The organism is Cellulomonas sp., from assembly GCF_035634735.1.
GTDB lineage: Bacteria > Actinomycetota > Actinomycetes > Actinomycetales > Cellulomonadaceae > Cellulomonas.
Map to the genome: position 1 here is coordinate 17,178 of NZ_DASQCJ010000041.1, position 18,922 is coordinate 36,099.

16 protein-coding genes and 1 riboswitch are annotated in these 18,922 nt (G+C 75.9%); of the genes, 11 read left to right on the top strand and 5 right to left on the bottom strand.

Annotated elements, in window-relative coordinates:
* Window positions 1-28 precede the first annotated feature (28 nt).
* Window positions 29-2,269 carry a (Fe-S)-binding protein gene (locus VER05_RS03600; RefSeq protein WP_414647544.1) on the bottom strand — a complete coding sequence of 747 codons (2,241 nt, stop codon included), beginning with the start codon at window positions 2,267-2,269 and terminating at the stop codon, window positions 29-31.
* Window positions 2,270-2,579: 310 nt separating this feature from the next.
* Between VER05_RS03600 and VER05_RS03605 the strand changes: the two genes are divergently transcribed.
* The 6 genes from VER05_RS03605 to mnhG are packed head-to-tail and all read left to right on the top strand — an operon-like array spanning window position 2,580 to window position 9,312.
* On the top strand, window positions 2,580-5,678 hold the full coding sequence (locus tag VER05_RS03605; protein WP_324844028.1) for a Na+/H+ antiporter subunit A: 3,099 nt from the start codon (window positions 2,580-2,582) through the stop codon (window positions 5,676-5,678).
* Entirely contained in the window at window positions 5,675-6,217 is a 543-nt protein-coding gene (locus VER05_RS03610; protein ID WP_324844029.1) for a Na(+)/H(+) antiporter subunit C, read from the top strand. The genes VER05_RS03605 and VER05_RS03610 overlap by 4 nt, the downstream gene beginning before the upstream one ends.
* Window positions 6,214-7,764 (top strand): Na+/H+ antiporter subunit D, encoded by a 1,551-nt coding sequence (locus tag VER05_RS03615; RefSeq protein WP_147795228.1) that lies wholly within the window; start codon window positions 6,214-6,216, stop codon window positions 7,762-7,764. The genes VER05_RS03610 and VER05_RS03615 overlap by 4 nt, the downstream gene beginning before the upstream one ends.
* On the top strand, window positions 7,761-8,342 hold the full coding sequence (locus VER05_RS03620; protein ID WP_324844030.1) for a Na+/H+ antiporter subunit E: 582 nt from the start codon (window positions 7,761-7,763) through the stop codon (window positions 8,340-8,342). Before VER05_RS03615 ends, VER05_RS03620 begins: the two co-directional genes overlap by 4 nt.
* Complete coding sequence (locus tag VER05_RS03625; RefSeq protein WP_324844031.1) at window positions 8,339-8,911, top strand: monovalent cation/H+ antiporter complex subunit F; 573 nt, start codon at window positions 8,339-8,341, stop codon at window positions 8,909-8,911. The genes VER05_RS03620 and VER05_RS03625 overlap by 4 nt, the downstream gene beginning before the upstream one ends.
* The gene (gene mnhG, locus VER05_RS03630; protein ID WP_324844032.1) at window positions 8,908-9,312 is read left to right on the top strand and encodes a monovalent cation/H(+) antiporter subunit G; all 405 of its coding nucleotides are present in this window, start codon (window positions 8,908-8,910) and stop codon (window positions 9,310-9,312) included. Before VER05_RS03625 ends, mnhG begins: the two co-directional genes overlap by 4 nt.
* A gap of 28 nt (window positions 9,313-9,340) precedes the next feature.
* On the opposite strand, the gene VER05_RS03635 is transcribed toward mnhG, so the two are convergent.
* Window positions 9,341-10,135: a class I SAM-dependent methyltransferase gene (locus VER05_RS03635; protein WP_324844033.1), complete on the bottom strand. Its 795-nt coding sequence runs from the start codon at window positions 10,133-10,135 to the stop codon at window positions 9,341-9,343.
* A 94-nt stretch (window positions 10,136-10,229) separates the two neighbouring features.
* Window positions 10,230-10,514 carry a DUF4235 domain-containing protein gene (locus tag VER05_RS03640; protein WP_158370717.1) on the bottom strand — a complete coding sequence of 95 codons (285 nt, stop codon included), beginning with the start codon at window positions 10,512-10,514 and terminating at the stop codon, window positions 10,230-10,232.
* A gap of 113 nt (window positions 10,515-10,627) precedes the next feature.
* Window positions 10,628-10,761, top strand: a riboswitch (TPP riboswitch).
* A 73-nt stretch (window positions 10,762-10,834) separates the two neighbouring features.
* Here VER05_RS03640 and VER05_RS03645 point away from each other — a divergent pair.
* The 3 genes from VER05_RS03645 to VER05_RS03655 are packed head-to-tail and all read left to right on the top strand — an operon-like array spanning window position 10,835 to window position 14,866.
* Window positions 10,835-11,947 carry a thiamine ABC transporter substrate-binding protein gene (locus VER05_RS03645; RefSeq protein ID WP_324844034.1) on the top strand — a complete coding sequence of 371 codons (1,113 nt, stop codon included), beginning with the start codon at window positions 10,835-10,837 and terminating at the stop codon, window positions 11,945-11,947.
* 22 nt (window positions 11,948-11,969) lie between these two features.
* Window positions 11,970-13,742 (top strand): iron ABC transporter permease, encoded by a 1,773-nt coding sequence (locus VER05_RS03650; protein ID WP_324844035.1) that lies wholly within the window; start codon window positions 11,970-11,972, stop codon window positions 13,740-13,742.
* The gene (locus VER05_RS03655) at window positions 13,739-14,866 is read left to right on the top strand and encodes an ABC transporter ATP-binding protein (protein ID WP_324844036.1); all 1,128 of its coding nucleotides are present in this window, start codon (window positions 13,739-13,741) and stop codon (window positions 14,864-14,866) included. Before VER05_RS03650 ends, VER05_RS03655 begins: the two co-directional genes overlap by 4 nt.
* Before the next feature lie 131 nt (window positions 14,867-14,997).
* Here VER05_RS03655 and VER05_RS03660 read toward each other — a convergent pair whose 3' ends face one another.
* Together VER05_RS03660 and VER05_RS03665 are read right to left on the bottom strand one after the other, a co-directional pair.
* Window positions 14,998-15,459, bottom strand: coding sequence for an SRPBCC domain-containing protein (locus VER05_RS03660; protein WP_324844037.1), 462 nt, complete (start codon window positions 15,457-15,459; stop codon window positions 14,998-15,000).
* A gap of 77 nt (window positions 15,460-15,536) precedes the next feature.
* Window positions 15,537-16,664 (bottom strand): GNAT family N-acetyltransferase, encoded by a 1,128-nt coding sequence (locus tag VER05_RS03665; protein ID WP_324844038.1) that lies wholly within the window; start codon window positions 16,662-16,664, stop codon window positions 15,537-15,539.
* Window positions 16,665-16,791: 127 nt separating this feature from the next.
* Here VER05_RS03665 and VER05_RS03670 point away from each other — a divergent pair, with 127 nt between their 5' ends.
* Both VER05_RS03670 and VER05_RS03675 read left to right on the top strand, forming a co-directional pair.
* Complete coding sequence (locus tag VER05_RS03670) at window positions 16,792-17,457, top strand: hypothetical protein (protein WP_324844039.1); 666 nt, start codon at window positions 16,792-16,794, stop codon at window positions 17,455-17,457.
* 102 nt (window positions 17,458-17,559) lie between these two features.
* On the top strand, window positions 17,560-18,798 hold the full coding sequence (locus VER05_RS03675; RefSeq protein ID WP_324844040.1) for an Nramp family divalent metal transporter: 1,239 nt from the start codon (window positions 17,560-17,562) through the stop codon (window positions 18,796-18,798).
* Window positions 18,799-18,922 lie beyond the last annotated feature (124 nt).

Here is an 18,922-nt window from a genome sequence, read left to right on the forward strand (position 1 = left end):
CATCTCGGCGGGGGCGGAGCGCGGGCGGTCAGCGGGCGGCGCGGACGCGGTCCAGGAGGAGCAGGGCGATGTCGGTGACCTCCGGGACGCCGACCGCCGCGCGGTCGACGTCCGGCACCGCGCCCGAGGCCGCTCCCGCCGCCGCCACGCCGTCCGTCAGCATCACCGTGCAGTAGGGGCACGCGGTCGCCACGACGTCGGCGCCCGTCGCGATCGCCTCCGCCGCCCGGGCGGTCCCGATCCGGGTGCCGATCGACTCCTCGAGCCACATCCGCGCGCCGCCGGCCCCGCAGCAGAACGACCGCTCCCGGCTGCGCGGCATCTCGACGGCCTCGACCCCGGGCAGCGCGCCGAGCAGCTCGCGCGGGGGCTCGTAGACCTCGTTGTGCCGGCCGAGGTAGCAGGGGTCGTGGTAGGTCACGCGCTGCGGCGCGGCCTCCGGCGCCGCCACCGGCGTCAGCCGGCCCTCGCCGACCAGCCGGTCCAGCAGCTCGGTGTGGTGCACCACGTCGTACCGGCCGCCGAGCTGCGGGTACTCCCGGGCCAGCGTGTTGAAGCAGTGCGCGCAGGTCACGACGACCGCGCGCGCCTCCGCGGCGGCGAGCGTCTCCACGTTGGCGGAGGCGAGCATCTGGTAGAGCACCTCGTTGCCGGCGCGCCGGGCCGGGTCGCCGGTGCAGCCCTCGCCGTCGCCCAGCACCGCGAACGAGACGCCCGCGGTGTGCAGCAGCTCGGCCACCGCCCGGGTCGTGCGCCTCGCCCTCTCCTCGTACGCCCCCGCGCAGCCGACCCAGAACAGGTAGTCGACCTCGGCGGCGCTCGCGACGTCCGCGCCGACCACGGGCACGTCGAACGGCAGCCCCTTCGCCCAGTCCAGCCGCTGCCGGGCGGGCAGGCCCCACGGGTTGCCGCGGCGCTCGAGCTTCGTGAACGTCCCGCCCAGCTCCGCGGGGAACGCCGACTCCATGAGGGTCTGGTACCGGCGGATGTCGACGATCGTGTCGACGTGCTCGATGTCGACGGGGCACTGCTGCACGCAGGCGCCGCAGGTGGTGCACGCCCAGAGCGCGTCCGCGTCGATCACGCCGGAGGCCACCAGGTCGACGTCCACGTGGCCCGGCTCGGCCTCGGCGCCGCCCCGCGCGGCCCGCAGGTACGGCGCGGTCGCGGCCGCGTGGTCCCGGAGGGCCAGCGTCAGCAGCTTGGGGGACAGCGGCTTGCCGGTGGCCCACGCCGGGCACTGGTCCTGGCACCGCCCGCACTCGGTGCAGGTCGACACGTCCAGCAGCTGCTTCCAGGTCAGGTCCTCCACGGCGCGGGCGCCGAGCCGGGCGTCGTCCGGCAGGTCCTCCAGCGCGGCGACGTCGAGGTCCCGGTCGCCGACCCGCACCGGCTGCAGCGGGCCGAGCGCCGGCGCCCCCGACGCCGACCGTCGCGCGTAGACGTTCAGCACCGCGAGGAACCGGTGCCAGGCGACGCCCATCGTGGGCTGCAGGCCGACGACGACGAACCACGCCATCGACACCAGGATCTTCACGGTCGCGCACAGCACGACGGCCGCCTCGACCGCGCCGGTCGGCGCCCCGGACCACAGCCCGCCGATCCAGGCGGTGGTGGGGAAGTGCCAGGCGCTCGCCAGGGCCGAGCCGTCCCGCGCCGCGAGCTCGTGCTCGAGGCCGCGGAGCAGCAGCACCGCCAGCACGACCAGCAGCACGGTCGCCTCGACCACGACCGCCTGCGCGGTGCTCGACCCGAAGAACCGGGACCGCCGCTGGGGCAGCGCGCCCGGGTCGGGCACCGGGCCGGACCCGTCCCCGGTCCCCGCCCCGACGGCGGCGACGGCCCGGGCGGGCATCGCCGGCAGCCCCCGCGGGGTCCGGCGCACCCGGACCGCGATCAGCGCGAGGATCCCGGCGAGCGACAGCCAGGCGATCCCCTCGGTCAGCCACTCCCACGGCGCCAGGTGCCCGAGCAGCGGCAGCGCCCACCGCGGGTCGACCACCTGCGCGTACCCGGCGACCAGCGTGAAGAACAGGACGGGGAACGACACCATGACGACCCAGTGGGCGGCGCGGACCACCGGGGTGTGCTGGAACCGGCCGTGCCCGGCCATCTCGCGCACGACGAGCCACGCGCGCCGCCCGACCGGCCGCAGCCGGCCCGGCGCGGGCCGGCCGACGCGGATGGTCCGGGTGAGCCGGCGTGCGCCGAGAGCGAACGTCGCGACCCCGGCGACGGTGGCCGCGAGCACTACGACGAGGCAGGTCATCCGCAGCAGGTCCACGCGATCACGCTAATCGCCCGGGGTCGCCGGCCCCGCCTCCGGAGGTCCCGGGTGAGGTCCCGCACGCCGTGCGGCCCCGTCGTGCTGGGCCATCACTTGATAGAGTCCAGGTAATCCCTCGACCACGGTCGGCCTCCGCACGCTTGCGTGCGCCGCGTCGCCGTGCGTCCCTGTACCTGCCCGCTGACAACACCACAGTCGTCGAACCGCCGCGGGCGCGCCTCAGGGCCACCGTGGGCACCGGGTCGGCGCGACCGACCGACCGACCACCCGCCCACGACAGGACGGAGCGGACGTGCTGCAGCTCCTCGCGGTGCACCTCGTCGCTGCCCTGGTCGCGCCCGCGCTCGTCGCGTGGATCGGCCGCAGGGCGTTCTGGGTGCTCGCGCTCGCGCCCGCCGCGGTGGCGGTGTGGGCGCTCTCCCTCACCGGCCGCGTGCTGGACGGCGACGGACCCACGCAGGTGGTGCAGTGGATCCCCGGGCTCGGCCTGGAGCTGGCGTTCCGGCTGGACACGCTGTCCTGGCTGATGACGCTGCTGGTCGGCGGCGTCGGCGCGATCGTCCTGGTGTACTGCTCCGCCTACTTCAAGGCGGGCGCGAGCGGCCTCGGCCGGTTCAGCGCGGTGCTGGTGGCGTTCGCCGGCGCGATGCTCGGCCTGGTCACCGCCGACGACACGCTGCTGCTGTTCGTGTTCTGGGAGCTGACCACGGTCTTCTCCTACCTGCTCATCGGGCACTACCACGAGCGCAAGGCCAGCCGCCGGGCCGCGATGCAGGCCATCGTGGTGACCACCGCGGGCGGCCTGACGATGCTCGTCGGCGTGATCCTGCTGGGCGAGGCCGCCGGCACGTACCGGATCTCCGAGACGCTCGCCGACCCGCCGCACGGCGCGATGGTGACGGCCGCCGTGGTCTGCCTGCTGGTCGGCGCGATGAGCAAGGCCGCGCTCGTCCCGACCCACTTCTGGCTGCCGGCCGCGATGGCCGCGCCGACGCCGGTGTCCGCGTACCTGCACGCCGCCGCGATGGTGAAGGCCGGCGTCTACCTGGTGGCGCGGTTCGCCCCGGCGTACGCCGAGCTGTCGGCCTGGCGCTGGATGGTCGTCGCGCTCGGCGGCGGCACGCTGCTGCTCGGCGGCTACCGGGCGCTGCGCCAGCACGACCTCAAGCTGATCCTCGCGTTCGGCACCGTCAGCCAGCTCGGCCTCATCGTGCTGCTGGTCGGCTACGGCACCAAGGCGACCGCGCTCGCGGGCCTGGCCCTGGTCGGCGCGCACGCCATGTTCAAGGCCGCGCTGTTCCTCGTGGTCGGCGTCGTCGACGCCGCGACCGGCACCCGCGACCTGCGCCGGCTGTCCGGCGTCGGCCGCGCGCTGCCGATCACCGCGCTCGCCGGCGGCCTCGCCACGCTGTCGATGATCGGCGCCCCGCCGTTCGCCGGGTACGTCGCGAAGGAGGCCGCGCTCGAGGCGCTGGGCCACGGCGGCCACCCCCTCGACCTCGTCGTGCTCGTGCTCGTCGCGGTGGGCTCGGCCCTGACCGTCGCGTACGGCCTGCGGCTGTGGTGGGGCGCGTTCGCCACCAAGCCGGTGCTGTCGCCCGCCGCGGTCAAGGCGCTCACGATCGCCCGCGAGGCGAGGGCCGCGAAGGACGAGCCGGGCGCGCGCGACGAGCGCAGCGTCCCCGAGCTCGACGCCCCCGCGGACGACGACCGCGCCGAGCCCGCCGCCGTCGGCCGCCCGTCGCTGCTGCTGGTGTGGCCCGCGCTGCTGCTCGCCGTCCTGGGCCTCGCGGTCGCGCTGGTGCCGTCGTTCGGCGAGGAGCTGCTCGCCCCGCAGGCCGACCTGTACCCCGAGGGCGAGCCCGGCCACCTGCTGCTCTGGGGCGGCTTCACCCCGACGCTGGCGATCACGGTCGCCGTGCTCGCGGTCGGCGTGCTGCTCTTCCTGGCGCGCGGTCCGGTCGAGGCCGCGCAGGCCGCGGTGCCGCACGTGCCGGAGGCGGACCGCGTCTACCGCCGGTTCATGCGCAAGCTCGACGACCTGGCCGCGGACGTCACCGCGATCACCCAGCGCGGTTCGCTGCCGTTCTACCTGGGCGGCATCCTCGTGGTGTTCGTCGTGACCGTCGGCGTGCCGCTGGTCCGGTTCACCTCGCTGCCGACCGAGACCCGCGCCTGGGACCGGCCCGCGCAGCTCGTCATCGGCGGGTTCGTCGCGGTGGCGGCCGTGCTGGTCGCCCGCGCGCGCCGCCGGCTCAAGGCCGTGATCCTGCTCGGCGTCTCCGGCTACGGCATCGCGGCGCTGTTCCTGCTCCAGGGCGCGCCCGACCTCGCGCTGACCCAGGTGCTGGTCGAGACCGTGACGCTCGTGGTGTTCGTGCTGGTGATGCGCCGGCTCCCGCCGTACTTCTCCGACCGGCCGCTGGTGGCGTCCCGCTGGGTCCGCCTCGTCGTCGCGCTGTCGGTGGGCCTGACCGTCGGCGCGCTCGCGCTGATCGTGCCGAGCGCCCGCATCCACATCCCGGTGTCGGTCGACTTCGCCGAGGAGGCGTACTCGTTCGGCGGCGGCAAGAACATCGTCAACGTGACGCTGGTCGACATCCGCGCCTGGGACACCATGGGCGAGATCTCGGTGCTGCTGGTCGCGGCCACCGGCGTCGCCTCGCTCGTGTTCCTCCGCAAGCGGTCGGGCGCGATCTTCCGCGCCGGCGACGCCCCCGAGCACCGCGCGGTGTGGGGCAGCGAGGACGACCCGCAGGCCGCGCTGCGCAAGCCCGTCGCGGCGCGCGCCGGCTACCAGCCGCGCGAGTGGCTGCGCGCGGGCCGGACCCTGGCCCCGCGCCGCCGGTCCGTGGTGTTCGAGGTCGTGGTCCGGCTGCTGTTCCACACGATGATCGTGTACTCGCTGTTCCTGCTGTTCTCCGGGCACAACGCCCCGGGCGGCGGGTTCGCGGCGGGCCTCGTCACGGGCATCGCGCTGATCGTGCGCTACCTGGCGGGCGGCCGGTACGAGCTCGGCGAGGCGGCCCCGGTCCAGCCCGGCCTGCTGCTGGGCAGCGGCCTGTTCCTGTCGGCCGGTGTCGGCCTGGGCGCGCTGATCTTCGGCGGCACCGTCCTGCAGTCCTGGATCATCGACGTCTCGCTCCCGCTGATCGGGGACATCCACCTGGTCACGTCGCTGTTCTTCGACGTCGGCGTCTACCTGGTGGTCGTCGGCCTGGTGCTCGACATCCTGCGCAGCCTCGGCGCCGAGATCGACCGGCAGGCCGAGCAGGACGGCGACCCCGAGGCCGTGGGCGGCGACGCCGAGCCGGCCGAGGAGATCCGGGTGGACGCGGTGGCGGCCGGCCTGGTGGAGCACCGCCACCACGACGAGGAGGGACCGCGATGATCGACATGAGCCCCAACCTCGTCCTGGTCGGCCTCATCGTCGTCCTGGTGACCGCGGGCGTGTACCTGCTGCTCGAGCGCAGCCTGTCCCGGGTGCTGATCGGGGTGATCCTCATCGGCAACGGCGCGAACCTGCTGTTCCTCGTCGCGGGCGGCGCTGCCGGCCGGCCGCCGCTGGTCGGCCTGGAGCTCGAGCGGGAGATGGCCGACCCGCTGCCGCAGGCCATGGTGCTCACCGCCATCGTCATCACGCTCGGCATGACGGCGTTCCTGCTCGCGATGGCCTACCGGTCCTGGCAGCTGCACCGGCACGACGAGGTGCAGGACGACGTCGAGGACCGCCGCATCGCCCGGCTCGCCGCCCGCGACGAGCGCGCCTTCGCGGACGACGACACCGAGGAGTCGACGACCACCCTCGACGAGGAGGCCGCGGAGACCCGCGACGAGACCGACGAGGGCGAACCGTCGCCGGCCGGCGCCGCGGGCGCCGCCGGGACGCACCACCGACCGACCGACGACCGCGGGGAGGGCAGCCGATGACCGAGTACACCTGGCTGGTGCCGCTGCCCGTCGTCGTCCCGCTGTTCGGCGCCGGCCTCGCGCTGGCCCTGTACCGGCGGCCCCGGCTGCAGCGGATCATCAGCGTCATCGCGCTGAGCATCGTGCTCGTCGTCGCCGCGACGCTCCTGGTCCTCGCGGACGACGGCCCGCTGGTGGTCGACATCGGCGGCTGGGCCGCCCCCGTCGGCATCGACCTGGTGGCCGACCGGCTGTCGGCCCTCATGCTCACGGTCTCCGCCGCGGTCACGCTGTGCGTCCAGCTGTACTCGCTGGCCCAGGGCGAGGCCGACGGCGACGAGGCCGCCCCGGTCTCGATCTACCACCCGACCTACCTGATCCTGGCCGCGGGCGTCGCGAACGCGTTCCTCAGCGGCGACCTGTTCAACATCTACGTCGGCTTCGAGATCCTGCTGGCCGCCTCGTACGTGCTGCTGACCCTCGGCGGCACCGGCGAGCGCATCCGCGCCGGCAGCATCTACGTGGTCGTGGCGCTGCTGTCCTCGCTGCTGTTCCTCATCGCGATCGCGCTGACCTACGCCGCCGCCGGCACGGTCAACCTCGCGCAGCTCGCCGAGCGCCTTCCGGAGATCGACCCCGGCGTGCGGCTGCTGCTCCAGGTGCTGCTGCTGCTCGCGTTCGGCATCAAGGCGGCGATCTTCCCGCTGTCCGCCTGGCTGCCCGACTCCTACCCGACGGCGCCCGCGCCGGTCACGGCGGTGTTCGCCGGCCTGCTCACCAAGGTCGGCGTCTACGCGATCATCCGCACCCAGACCCTGCTGTTCCCCGAGGGCCGGATGGACGACGTCCTCATGTGGGCCGCGCTCGCCACGATGGTGGTCGGCATCCTCGGCGCGGTGGCGCAGGACGACCTCAAGCGTCTGCTGTCGTTCACGCTGGTCAGCCACATCGGCTACATGCTGTTCGGCATCGCGCTCGCCTCGGAGGCCGGCTGGTCCGCCTCGATCTACTACGTCGCGCACCACATCATCGTGCAGACCGGGCTGTTCCTGGTCGCGGGCCTCATCGAACGCCGGGGCGGGTCGACGTCCCTCGACTCGCTCGGCGGCCTGGCCAAGCTCGCGCCGGTGCTCGCCATCCTGTTCTTCATCCCCGCGATGAACCTCGGCGGCATCCCGCCGCTGTCCGGGTTCCTCGGCAAGGTCGGGCTGCTGCAGGCCGGCGTCGCCGACGGGTCCTGGCTCGCGCTGACCCTGGTCGTCGGCGGCGTGGCCACCTCGCTGCTCACGCTGTACGCGCTCATCAAGGCGTGGAACAAGGCGTTCTGGCAGACCCCGCCCGAGCCGCTGCCCGACGCCACGCTGCCGAAGGGCATGGTCGGCTCCGCCGCCGCGCTCGTGGTGCTCGGCCTCGCGCTGACCGTCGGGGCCGGCCCGCTCTACGGCTACGCCGAGCGCGCCGCCGGGGCGCTGGCCGACCGGTCGGTGTACATCCAGTCGGTGCTGCCGGAGGGCGGCCGCGGCTCCGGGGAGTCCGTCGACGTGGCGCACGGGGGTGACGACGCGTGAGCCTGCACCCGCGCCGCAAGAAGCTGGCGGCCCAGTGGCCGACCATGGTCTGGCTGGTCGTCGTCTGGGTCCTGCTCTGGGGCGACCTGTCCGTCGGCAACGTCCTGGCCGGCGCCCTGATCGCGGTGGCGGTCACCGGCCTGCTGCGCATGACGCCGATCGACTTCCACGGCACCGTCCGGCCCTGGCCGCTGCTCGTGCTGGTCGGCCGGTTCGCCTGGGACCTGGTGCACGCGTCCGTCGAGGTGTCGTGGGTGGCGTTCCGCCCGCGGCACACCCCGCGCGGCGCCGTGATCGGGGTCCAGCTGCGGAACCACTCCGACCTGTACCTGACGATGACGGCCGAGCTCTGCTCGCTCGTGCCGGGCTCGCTGGTCGTCGAGGCGCACCGGCTCACCGGGATGCTCTACCTGCACGTCCTCGACGTCGAGCAGTCCGGCGGCGTCGAGCGCGCCCGGCAGAACGTGCTGGACCAGGAGGAGCGGGTGCTGCGGGCCTTCGCCTCCGACGACGAGCTCCGCGAGGCGGGCCTGCTGCCCGGCGGGCGCCCGTCCCGACGCCGGGAGGTGCGCGCGTGACCGCCGTCCTGCTGACCTGCGCGGTGCTGCTCACGGCCGCGGGGATCCTCGCGCTGATCCGCGCCGAGCGCGGGCCGTCGATGCTCGACCGCACGGTCGCGCTCGACATCATCGTGACCGTCGTGGTCGCGGCCGTCGCGCTGTACGCCTCCGCCGAGCGGCGCACCGACGTGGTGCCGATCCTCGTGGTGCTGTCCCTCGTCGGCTTCGTCGGCTCCACGACGATCGCGCGGTTCGCGTCCGTCGAGCCCGCGGGCGAGGGCCGGGTCCGCACCCGCGAGGAGATCGCCGCCGAGGAGGCCGAGCGGATCCGCGCGGAGGACGAGGCCGAGCAGCGCCGTCGTGCGCGCCGGGCCCGGGAGGCCGAGAACGCCGCCACCGACGCGCCCCGGCCCGCGACGGACCCCGCCGAGGTGCGCGCGGAGCACGCCGCGCACGGGGACGAGGCCCGCCGGGCCGAGGTCGTGCCCGACGAGGACCGGCGCGAGCACGGCGACGACCCGCACGTGGACGAGCACGGGCCGGGCGAGCACGGTCCGGGCGAGCACGGCGAGGGGAGCGACCGATGAGCTGGGACTGGAACGTCGTCGCCGACGTCGTGGCCTCGATCTGCCTGATCGGCGGGGCGCTGCTCGCGCTCGCCGCCGGCGTCGGCGTGCTGCGGTTCCCCGACCTGCTGTCCCGGATGCACGCCGGGACGAAGCCGCAGGTGCTCGGCCTGATCCTCGTGCTGATCGGCCTGTCGCTCCGGCTGCGCTCCGGCGCGGCCGTGTGGGCGCTGGTGCTGGTCGCGCTGTTCCAGATGCTGACGGCGCCCGTCGCCGCGCACCTGGTCGGCCGCGCGGGCTACCGCACGGGCAAGGTGCGCCGGGACCTGCTGGTCGTCGACGAGCTGACCAAGGCGCAGGACCAGGCCACGCAGCGCGGCACGCCGCCCGAGGACGCCCCGGGGTCGGGCGACCGGGGCTGACGGAGCCGCGGCGCGCCCGCCCGCCCGTTCAGCGGCGGAACAGGCCCGCCCAGAGGAAGTCCTCGCCGAACGCGGCGCCCGGCCCCGCGGCCGGGCGCATCCGGCGCAGCTCGACCTCCGCGAGCCAGCCGAACGCCCGGCGCAGGTCCTCGGCGCGGTAGGCCAGCCCGCCGCCCAGGCCGCCCTCCCGGTACAGGTCGACGTCGTCGGCCCCGGTGCCGCCGCGGTCGTCGTGGCCGCCGTCGCCCGCCGCGAAGCACGCGATCCCGAACCGGCCGCCGGGCCGCACGGTGCGCTCGAGGAGCGCGCGGTAGGACACCCGGCGGTGCGGCGGCAGGTGGTGGAAGCAGCCGGAGTCGTAGACCAGGTCGTAGGGCTCGGCGGGCGGCCGCCACGCGAAGATGTCCGCGCGCGCGAACCGCACGTCCACCCCGGCCTCGGCGGCGCGCTCGGCGCCCCAGGCGACGGCGGTCGCGGACAGGTCGAGCGCGTCCACCGTGCAGCCCTGCTGCGCGAGCCAGACGGCGTTCCGGCCGGGGCCGCAACCGAGCTCGAGCACGCGGGTGCCGGGGCCGAGCGGCAGCCGGCCGTCGGCGGCCCAGGCGACCAGGCTCTCGTCCGGCGCCCAGCGGAAGAACGGCACCGGGCGGTCCCGGTCGGCGTAGAACCGGTCCCAGAAGTCGGCGCCGCCGCGGTCGGTCCACCGGTCGGCGCGCTCGGCGAACAGCAGGTCCATCAGGGCCAGGACGTCGTCGACGGTGTGCACGGAACGGCCGGCGCCGACGGGCGGCTGCGCGGGGGTGTGCGCGGAGGGCTGGGGCACGGCTGACCTGCACCTTCGTCGGTGGACGGGGTGCTCAGGCTAGGGCGCGCCGGGGCCCCGCGGGCGGGACCTCCGGCCGTCGACGTGCGGGCGGTCAGGCCTTCGGCAGGCGCCGGTTCTTGTCGACCCGCTCGACGAACTTCTTGGTGCCGCGGGTCGCGAACACCCGGGCCACGGTGACGGCGGCGGCGGTCACCGCCGCGGCCGCGACGACCTCGGCGATGCGCGGGTCGTCGTCGTCCTCGGGCTTCGGGGGCTTGTGCCCGGACGCCGCCTTCCACGCCGCGTCCACCGCCTTGCCGGCGATCCAGGCGACGGCGCCCGCGACCACCAGGCCGGTGATCTTCGCGAACGTGGACTGGGTCTCTTCGTCGGCCACGGGACCTCCTGCGTCGGGACGGCTGTGCTCCGCCCCACGCTAGCGCCGCCGCTGCCGCGCCGCAGGTCAGCCCGCGCGGGACGGGCGGCGCGCCGGGCCGGTGTAGGGTCGGCCCCGAACGACAGGGGAGCGTCCCGGGCCGTGCGTGACACCGCGGCCCGACCGACGCTGAGAGTGCGGACGGAATCCGCAGACCCTCGCACCTGATCCGGTTAGCACCGGCGTAGGGAGTCGGGATCTCAGTCGCCCCGTGCCGTCGTGCTCCCCGGGGCGCGCCGGCGCGGTGCGGCCCCCTCGGTGCACATCGAGGAGGAACCACCATGGCGCGCACGCGCGCACGCCGCCGGGCGCCCCGGCGGACCACCACGGCCGGCCTGGCCGCCGTCGCCGGCGTCCTGGCGCTCACCGCCTGCTCCGTCACGGGGTCGGGCTCGGGCTCCGACGCGGCCTCCGGCTCCGGCACCGACGGCTCCGGCGGGACCGTCACGCTGGTCACGCACGACTCGTTCCACCTCAGCGACGGCCTGCTCGAGCAGTTCGAGGCCGACACCGGCCTGACGGTGAAGCAGGTCGCGCCGGGCGACGGCGGGGCGCTGGTCAACCAGCTCATCCTCACCAAGGACGCCCCGCTGGGCGACGTCGTCTACGGGATCGACAACACCTTCGCGTCGCGGGCGATCGACGAGGGCGTCCTGGAGCCGTACGAGTCGCAGGCGCCCGCGGCCGCCGACGCCGCGCAGTACGCGCCGGACGCCTCGCACGCGCTGACCGCGGTCGACATGGGCGACGTGTGCCTGAACGTGGACCACGCCTGGTTCGCGGAGCGCGGGATCGCGGAGCCGACGTCGCTGCAGGACCTCACCGACCCGCGGTACCGGGACCTGACGGTCGTCACCAACGCCGCGACCAGCAGCCCGGGCCTGGCGTTCCTGCTGGCGACGGTCGGCGCCTTCGGCGAGGACGGCTGGCAGCAGTACTGGACCGACCTGACGGCCAACGGGCTGAAGGTCGCCGAGGGCTGGTCGGACGCCTACTACACCGACTTCTCCGGCGGCGGGGGCGGCGGCCCGCGGCCGATCGCCCTGTCCTACGCGTCGAGCCCGCCGGAGACGATCCCCGAGGGCGGCGGGGAGCCGACCACCGGCGCGCTGCTCGGCACCTGCTTCCGCCAGGTCGAGTACGCGGGCGTCCTGGCCGGCGCGCAGAACCCCGAGGGCGCGCAGCAGCTGGTCGACTGGCTGCTGTCCGACGCGGTCCAGGCCGACATCCCGGGGTCCATGTACATGTACCCGGTGAGCACGGCCGTCGACCTGCCCGAGGACTGGGCGCAGTGGGCCCCGCTGTCGGACGCGCCGTACGAGGTGCCGCTCGACGACATCGCGGCGAACCGCGACACCTGGGTCCGCGAGTGGACCGACCTGGTCGTCGGCTGACGCGACGGGACCGGCGGACGAGATGAGCACGGCGACGCGGACGCCCCCGACCGGCACCGGCCGGCCGGGGGCGCCCGCGCGCCCGGGGCCGGCGGGCGCCGGGGCGGACCGCCCTCCGCTGCGCGCGCCGTCCCGCGGCTGGGCGCTCGGCCGGGGCGCGGCGTGGGCGCTCGCCGCGGCCGTGCCACTGGCGTTCCTCGGCACGTTCTTCGCCTGGCCGGTGCTGTCCCTGGTCGGGCGGGGCTTCCTGCCGGACGGGGCGCTCGACCTGTCGGGGTTCGCGGACGTGTTCTCCCGCCCCCGCACCTGGCGGATCGTCGGGCTGACGCTGGCCCAGGGCGCGATCGGCACGGTGCTGTCCGTGCTGCTCGGCGTGCCCGGGGCGTACGTGCTCTACCGGTGCCGGTTCCGCGGGGTCGGGGCGCTGCGGGCGTTCGTCACGGTCCCGTTCGTGCTGCCGACCGTGGTGGTCGGCGTCGCGTTCCGCGCGCTGCTCCGGGAGAACGGGCCGCTCGGCTTCCTGCACCTCGACGGCACGTTCGCGGCGATCGTCGCCGCGCTGGTGTTCTTCAACTACGCGGTCGTCGTGCGGACGGTCGGCGGGCTGTGGCAGCGGCTCGACCCGCGACCCGAGCAGGCGGCGCGGTCGCTCGGCGCGTCGCCGGCCCGGGCGTTCTGGACGGTGACGCTGCCGGCGCTGACGCCCGCGATCGTCTCGGCGGCCTCGCTGGTGTTCCTGTTCTGCGCCACCGCGTTCGGCACGGTGCTGGTGCTCGGCGGGATGCGGTACGGCACGGTCGAGACCGAGATCTGGATCCAGACCACGCAGTTCCTCGACCTCCGGGCCGCCGCGGTGCTGTCGGTGGTGCAGGTGGTCGTCGTGGTCGCCGCGCTGGCGGTGGCCGGGCGGGCGCGGGCACGGCGGGAGCGGGCGCTGTCGCTGGTGGCGCCGGGGGCCCCCGGATCGGCCCCGGCGCGGCCGCACTGGGCGCCGTCGCTGGTCACCGGCGGGGTGCTCGTGCTGCTGGCGCTCCCGCTCGGAGCGCTGCTGCTGGGGTCGCTGCGCACCGGCGACGGCTGGGGCCTCGGCCACTACCGGGCGCTCGGCACCACCGGCGGCCGGAACGCCCTGACCGTCACCGTGTGGGAGGCGCTCGGCAACTCGTTGCGGATCGCCGTCGACGCGACCCTGCTGGCCCTGCTGGTCGGCTGCCTGGTCGCGCTCGTGGTGTCCCGGCGCCCCCGGGCCCGGGCGGCGCGGCGCGCGGTCGGCGTGCTGGACGGGGCGTTCATGCTGCCGCTCGGGGTGTCCGCGGTGACCGTCGGGTTCGGCGCGCTGCTGACGCTCGGCCACCCGTTCGGCATCCAGACCGACCTGCGGAGCAGCGGGATCCTGGTGCCGGTCGTGCAGGCGGTGGTCGCCGTGCCGCTGGTGGTGCGGACCGTGCTGCCGGTGCTCCGGGCGATCGACCCGCGGCTGCGCGAGGCGGCCGGGACCCTCGGGGCGGGGCCGGGCCGGGTGCTGCTCGGGGTCGACGCCGCGCTCGCGGCCCGGTCGATCGGGCTGGCCGTCGGGTTCGCGTTCGCGGTCTCGCTGGGCGAGTTCGGCGCGACGTCGTTCCTCGCCCGGCCCGACCTGCCGACGCTGCCGGTGGTGATCTTCCGGCTGATCGGGCAGCCGGGTGCGGACAACTACGGGATGGCCCTCGCGGCGAGCGTGGTGCTCGCGGTGCTGACGGCCGGGGTGATGGCGCTCGCGGAGCGGTTCCGCGGGCCGGCGGGAGGAGAGCTGTGACGGGGACGGGGTCCGGGGCGGGGCCGGCGGGTCGCGGGGCGGCGGGTCGCGGGCTGGCGGTGCGCGACCTGGTCGTGCGCTACCCCGGCGCGGGCCGCGGCGCCCCGGCGGTCACGGCCGTCGACGGCGTCTCGGTCGACGTCCCCGTCGGCGAGGTGCTGGCCCTGCTGGGGCCGTCGGGCTGCGGCAAGTCGTCGCTGCTGCGGGCCGTCGCCGGGCTCGAGCCGCCGACGGCGGGCGCGGTGACCTGGGACGGCGTCGACCTGGCCGCGGTGCCGGTGCACCGGCGCGGGTTCGGGCTGGTGTTCCAGGACGGGCAGCTGTTCCCGCACCGGGACGTGGCCGGCAACGTGGCCTACGGGCTGCGCGGGCTGCCGCGGGACGCCCGCGCGGCGCGGGTCGCGGAGCTATTGGACCTCGTCGGCCTGCCCGGCTACGACCGGCGGCCCGTCGCCACGCTGTCCGGCGGCGAGCGGCAGCGGGTGGCGCTCGCCCGGTCGCTCGCGCCCCGGCCCCGGCTGCTCCTGCTCGACGAGCCGCTGTCCGCGCTCGACCGGTCGCTGCGCGAGCGGCTGGCCGACGACCTGCGCCGGGCGCTCGTCGCCACCGGCACGACCGCGCTGTTCGTGACGCACGACCAGGACGAGGCGGCGACCGTCGCCGACCGGGTCGCGGTGATGTCGGCCGGGCGGCTGCTGCAGGTGGCCGCCCCGGAGACGCTGTGGCGGCGGCCGGCGACCCGGGAGGTGGCGGAGTTCCTGGGGTACCGGACGTTCCTGGCCGCGGGCCGCGGCGGCGCGTCCGACCCCGAGGGGGCGTCCGACCCCGAGGGGGCGTCCGACCCCGACGGCGCGGCGCTCGCGGTGGCCGCGGGCGGCTGGCGGGTGCTCGGACCCGCGGACCCGGAGCCCGGGTCGGGGACCCCGGTGCGCGCGGCCGTCGTCGCGGAGCGCCGGACCCGGCGCGGCCGGGCCGAGGTCGTCGCGGTGCTGGAGCCCGAGGACGCCCGGGTCACGGCGGCGCTGCCCGCGGCCGGTGCCGGGGCGCCGGGGCCGGGGGACCGGGTGCGGCTCGCGGCCGAGGAGGGCGCGGTCGCGGTCGTCGGCGCCGAGCGGCAGCCGTAGGCCTCCGGGCCGGGGGCCGGACCGGTCTGACGGTGGAAGGTTGTGACGGACACGCCGTCGGCGTGTCCGTCACAACCTTCCACTGTCGAGCGGGGGAGCGGGGTGAGCGGGTGCCGCGCCGCGGCCGGGGGTCAGGGCTCGAGGTGCGCGGCGAGCTGCGCGAGCGACGACAGGATCCCCTCGGCGTGGTCCCGCGCGCGGACGCCGGGCGGCACGTCCCGCGCCAGCACCTCGACGTCGGTCCCCTCCGCCGTGGGACGGAGCCGCCACTCCATCCGCATGGTGCCCCGGAACGCCGGGTCGTCGGACGCGAACTCGACCTCCTGCACCACCCGCTCGCCCGGGACGACCTCGACGACGCGCACCTCGGACACGTCGGAGTCGGCCGTGGTCTTCCCCGGGGCCCCCGAGGCGTCGGCGTAGGTGAGCACCAGCCGGTACCAGCCGCCCGGGCGCATGTCGAACCGCTCGAACCGGCCGCGCATCCCGGCCGGCGGCAGCCAGGCGAGCAGCGCGTCCCGGTCGGTCAGGGCGGCGAACGCCTCGGCGGCGCTCACGTGCACGAGGAGGCTCGCGCGATCGGTCCGGCCCACGGCCGCACGCTAGCGGACCGGCCCGGCCCCGGCGCGCTGCGCGGGCGCGGCACAGGCCCGGCGCGGGCGCGGCGCGGTCACCCCAGCCGGAGCTGCCACTCCCCGGCGCCACCGGCCGGGCGGAAGCCCAGTGCGACGTCGATCGCGAGCATGTACGCGTTCTCCTCGGCGTTCCAGGTGCCGACCCGTCGCGCGCCCGGCTGCGCCTCGGCCAGCCGGGCGAGGTTCGCCGTCTTCACCAGCATCCCGAGCCGGTGCCCCCGGTGGTCGCGGAGCACCAGGGTGTCGTCCTGGAACACGTACGCGTCGGTGTCCGGGCGGCTGACGAGCGCGGTGAAGGCGGCCAGCGCCCCGGTCGGCCCGTGCAGCGCCGCGGCCACGCGGTACGTCATCCCGCGCTCGGCGAACGCCCGCTCGGCGTCCCGCACGCGCGCGCCGTCCCAGACGTCCTCGCGCAGGTCGAGGCCGCCCGCGGGGGCGTCGGTGCTCATCCGGGTCTGCAGCAGGGCGAACCGGTCGAGCAGCTCGTCGGGGCACCGGCCCTCCCAGAGCACGACCCGGTAGTCGGGCCCGGCCGCGGCGGCCGCCTCCGCCGCGTGCGCCGCCAGGCGGTCCGCGGGGAGCGGCACGTCGAGCACCGAGCGCCGGGTGACCTGCTCCAGGTCCCAGCCCCGGTGCACCAGGAACGTCACGCCCGGGTGCGCGGCGGGGACCCGGCCGGTGCCGGTGCTGGGCACGAGGGCGTCGGTCGCCGCGTCGGGCTCGGCCGCCTGGTCGGTCGACGTCGTCAGCATGCTGCGCCCGCGCCCGCGCGCCGTGGCCACCGCGAGGTCGTGCAGCGCCGCCCCGATCCCGCGGCCGCGGTGCTCCGGCCGGACGTCGAGCTGCAGCAGCCCGGTGTGGGTGTTGTCCCGGCGGGGCAGGTTGAGCGCGAGGTAGCCGAGCACCCGGGCCGGGTCCGGGGGACCCGCGTCGACCCGGGTGTCGAGCGCGACGAACCGCAGCTTCTCGTCGTACTCCTGGTGCCGGAGGCCCGCCAGGATCTCGGCGGGCGTGCGCGCGTGGTCCAGGTCGCCCCAGGCGTCGAGCACGGCGGCGTTCGCGGTGTCGACGAGGCCGTGCAGCAGCCAGGCGTCCGGGGCGTCGAGCGCGGACGGCACCGGGAGCGGGACCAGGTGCGGCCGGGTGGCGGCGGAGGCGGTCATGGCGCCCATGGTCGTCGGGGTCGTCGCGGCGGGCCACGGATTTCCGGGACCGGACCCGGTTTCCGGAGCGGCGCTACCGGAACCGGGTCCCGGGCCGCGGCCCCCGCCGACCGGTACGGTTCGCGCCATGCCAGTCCTGGAGATCATCGGGTGGGTCGGGTCCGTCCTCGTCGTCGTGTCGCTGATGCAGGCCCGCGTCCTGCGGTTCCGGTGGCTCAACTTCGCCGGCTCGGTCATCGCGACCGCGTACAACACGATCGTCGGCATCTGGCCGTTCGCCGCCATGAACGGCGTGATCGCGGTCATCGACGCGTACTGGCTGTGGCGGCTGACGCGGGAGCGGCACGACGCCGACGTGTACGAGGTCGTGCCGGTCGGCGCGGGGGACCACTACCTGCGGCACGTGCTCGGGGTGCACGCGGACGACATCGCGCGGTTCTACCCGTCGTTCGGCCTTCCGGGTGACGCGCCGGGTGACGCGCCGGGTGACTCCGCTGCCGCCGGACGCTGGGCCTACCTCGTGCTGCGCGGCGACGAGACCGTCGGGGTCGTGGTCGTCCGGGACGCCGGCGACGGCGTCGGCGAGGTCGAGCTCGACTGGGTCACGCCGCGGTTCCGCGACTTCGCGCCGGGCGAGTTCGTCTACCGGCGCTCGGGCGCCTTCGCCGGGACGGGCCTGCGGTCGCTGGTCGTGGCCGAGGACGCGCGGGACACGGGGCCCTACCTCGAGCGGGTCGGGTTCGCCCGGGTCGACGGCCGGTGGCGCCGCGAGGTCGAGGCCGCCGCGGCCTGACCCGCCGCGCCCGGCGTGCGGGGCGCCGCGCCCGGGAGCAGAGTTCGGACACCCGAACTCGTGTGCCTAGACTGAGTTCGGACATCCGAACTTGGAGGTGCGGTGACCAGCACTGTCGACCGGCAGACCGCGCGGCGCGGCCGCGTGCTGCCCCTGCTCGGCCCGGCGTTCGTGGCCGCGATCGCCTACGTGGACCCCGGCAACGTCGCGGCGAACCTGACCGCCGGCGCGCGCTACGGCTACCTGCTGCTGTGGGTGCTGGTCGGGGCGAACGCGATGGCGGTGCTGGTGCAGTACCAGTCGGCCAAACTCGGCATCGTCACGGGCGACTCGCTGCCGGGCGTGCTGGGGCGGCGGCTGCGCCGGCGCTCGCGGCTGGCCTACTGGGCGCAGGCCGAGGTGGTCGCGGCGGCCACCGACATCGCCGAGGTGGTCGGCGGCGCGATCGCGCTGCATCTGCTGTTCGGGCTGCCGCTGGTGCTCGGCGGCCTGATCGTCGGCGCGGTCTCGATGCTGCTGCTGGCGACGCAGAACCGGTACGGGCAGCGGCGGTTCGAGGCGGTGGTCGTCGGCCTGCTGCTGGTGATCGTGGTCGGGTTCCTCGCCGGGCTGCTCGTCGGCCCGCCGGACCCGGGCGAGATGCTCGGCGGCCTGGTCCCGCGGTTCGCCGGCACGGACTCGGTGCTGCTCGCGGCGTCGATGCTGGGCGCGACGGTCATGCCGCACGCGATCTACGTGCACTCCGCGCTGAGCCGGGACCGGTTCGGCCGGGTGCCCGACGCGTCGGCCCGGTCGGGGCTGCTGCGCGCGACCCGGTGGGACGTCGGCGCGGCGCTGACGCTCGCGGGGACCGTGAACATCGGCCTGCTGCTGCTCGCCGCCGCGAACCTCCGCGGCGTCGAGGGCACCGACACCATCGAGGGCGCGCACGCGGCGATCAGCGGGGCCCTCGGCCCGGTCGTCGGGGTGGTGTTCGCGGTCGGGCTGCTGGCGTCGGGTCTCGCGTCCACGTCGGTCGGCTGCTACGCCGGCGCCGCCGTGATGGAGGGGCTGATCCGCAAGCGCGTCCCGCTGCTGGTCCGGCGGTCGATCACGCTCGTCCCGGCGCTGGTGCTGCTCGCGGTCGGGGCCGACCCGACGTGGACGCTGGTGGTGAGCCAGGTGGTGCTGAGCTTCGGCATCCCGTTCGCGGTGATCCCGCTGGTGCGGCTGAACCGGGACCGGGCGCTGATGGGCGCGCACGCCAACGGCGCGCGGCTGCAGGCGGTGCTGATCGTCGTCGTCGCCCTGGTGGTGGCGCTCAACCTGGCCCTGCTGGTCCTCCTCGCGACGGGCCACTGACGGCGCTTTCGGTAGCGCCGCTCCGACAACCCCGCCGGCCCGGATCGCCGACATGGCAACTTTCGGCTGCGGCGAAGGCCCTGGTCACAGCCGAGAGTTGCCATCTCGGTGCGGGGTGCGCCGG

Bases quoted from the DNA above. Each gene is read 5' to 3' on its own strand.
- VER05_RS03670 (WP_324844039.1), top strand. From the start codon at position 16,792: ATGCCAGTCCTGGAGATCATCGGGTGGGTCGGGTCCGTCCTCGTCGTC.
- VER05_RS03650 (WP_324844035.1), top strand. From the start codon at position 11,970: ATGAGCACGGCGACGCGGACGCCCCCGACCGGCACCGGCCGGCCGGGG.
- VER05_RS03645 (WP_324844034.1), top strand. From the start codon at position 10,835: ATGGCGCGCACGCGCGCACGCCGCCGGGCGCCCCGGCGGACCACCACG.
- VER05_RS03600 (WP_414647544.1), bottom strand. From the start codon at position 2,269: ATGACCTGCCTCGTCGTAGTGCTCGCGGCCACCGTCGCCGGGGTCGCG.
- VER05_RS03610 (WP_324844029.1), top strand. From the start codon at position 5,675: ATGATCGACATGAGCCCCAACCTCGTCCTGGTCGGCCTCATCGTCGTC.
- mnhG (WP_324844032.1), top strand. From the start codon at position 8,908: ATGAGCTGGGACTGGAACGTCGTCGCCGACGTCGTGGCCTCGATCTGC.
- VER05_RS03665 (WP_324844038.1), bottom strand. From the start codon at position 16,664: ATGACCGCCTCCGCCGCCACCCGGCCGCACCTGGTCCCGCTCCCGGTG.
- VER05_RS03615 (WP_147795228.1), top strand. From the start codon at position 6,214: ATGACCGAGTACACCTGGCTGGTGCCGCTGCCCGTCGTCGTCCCGCTG.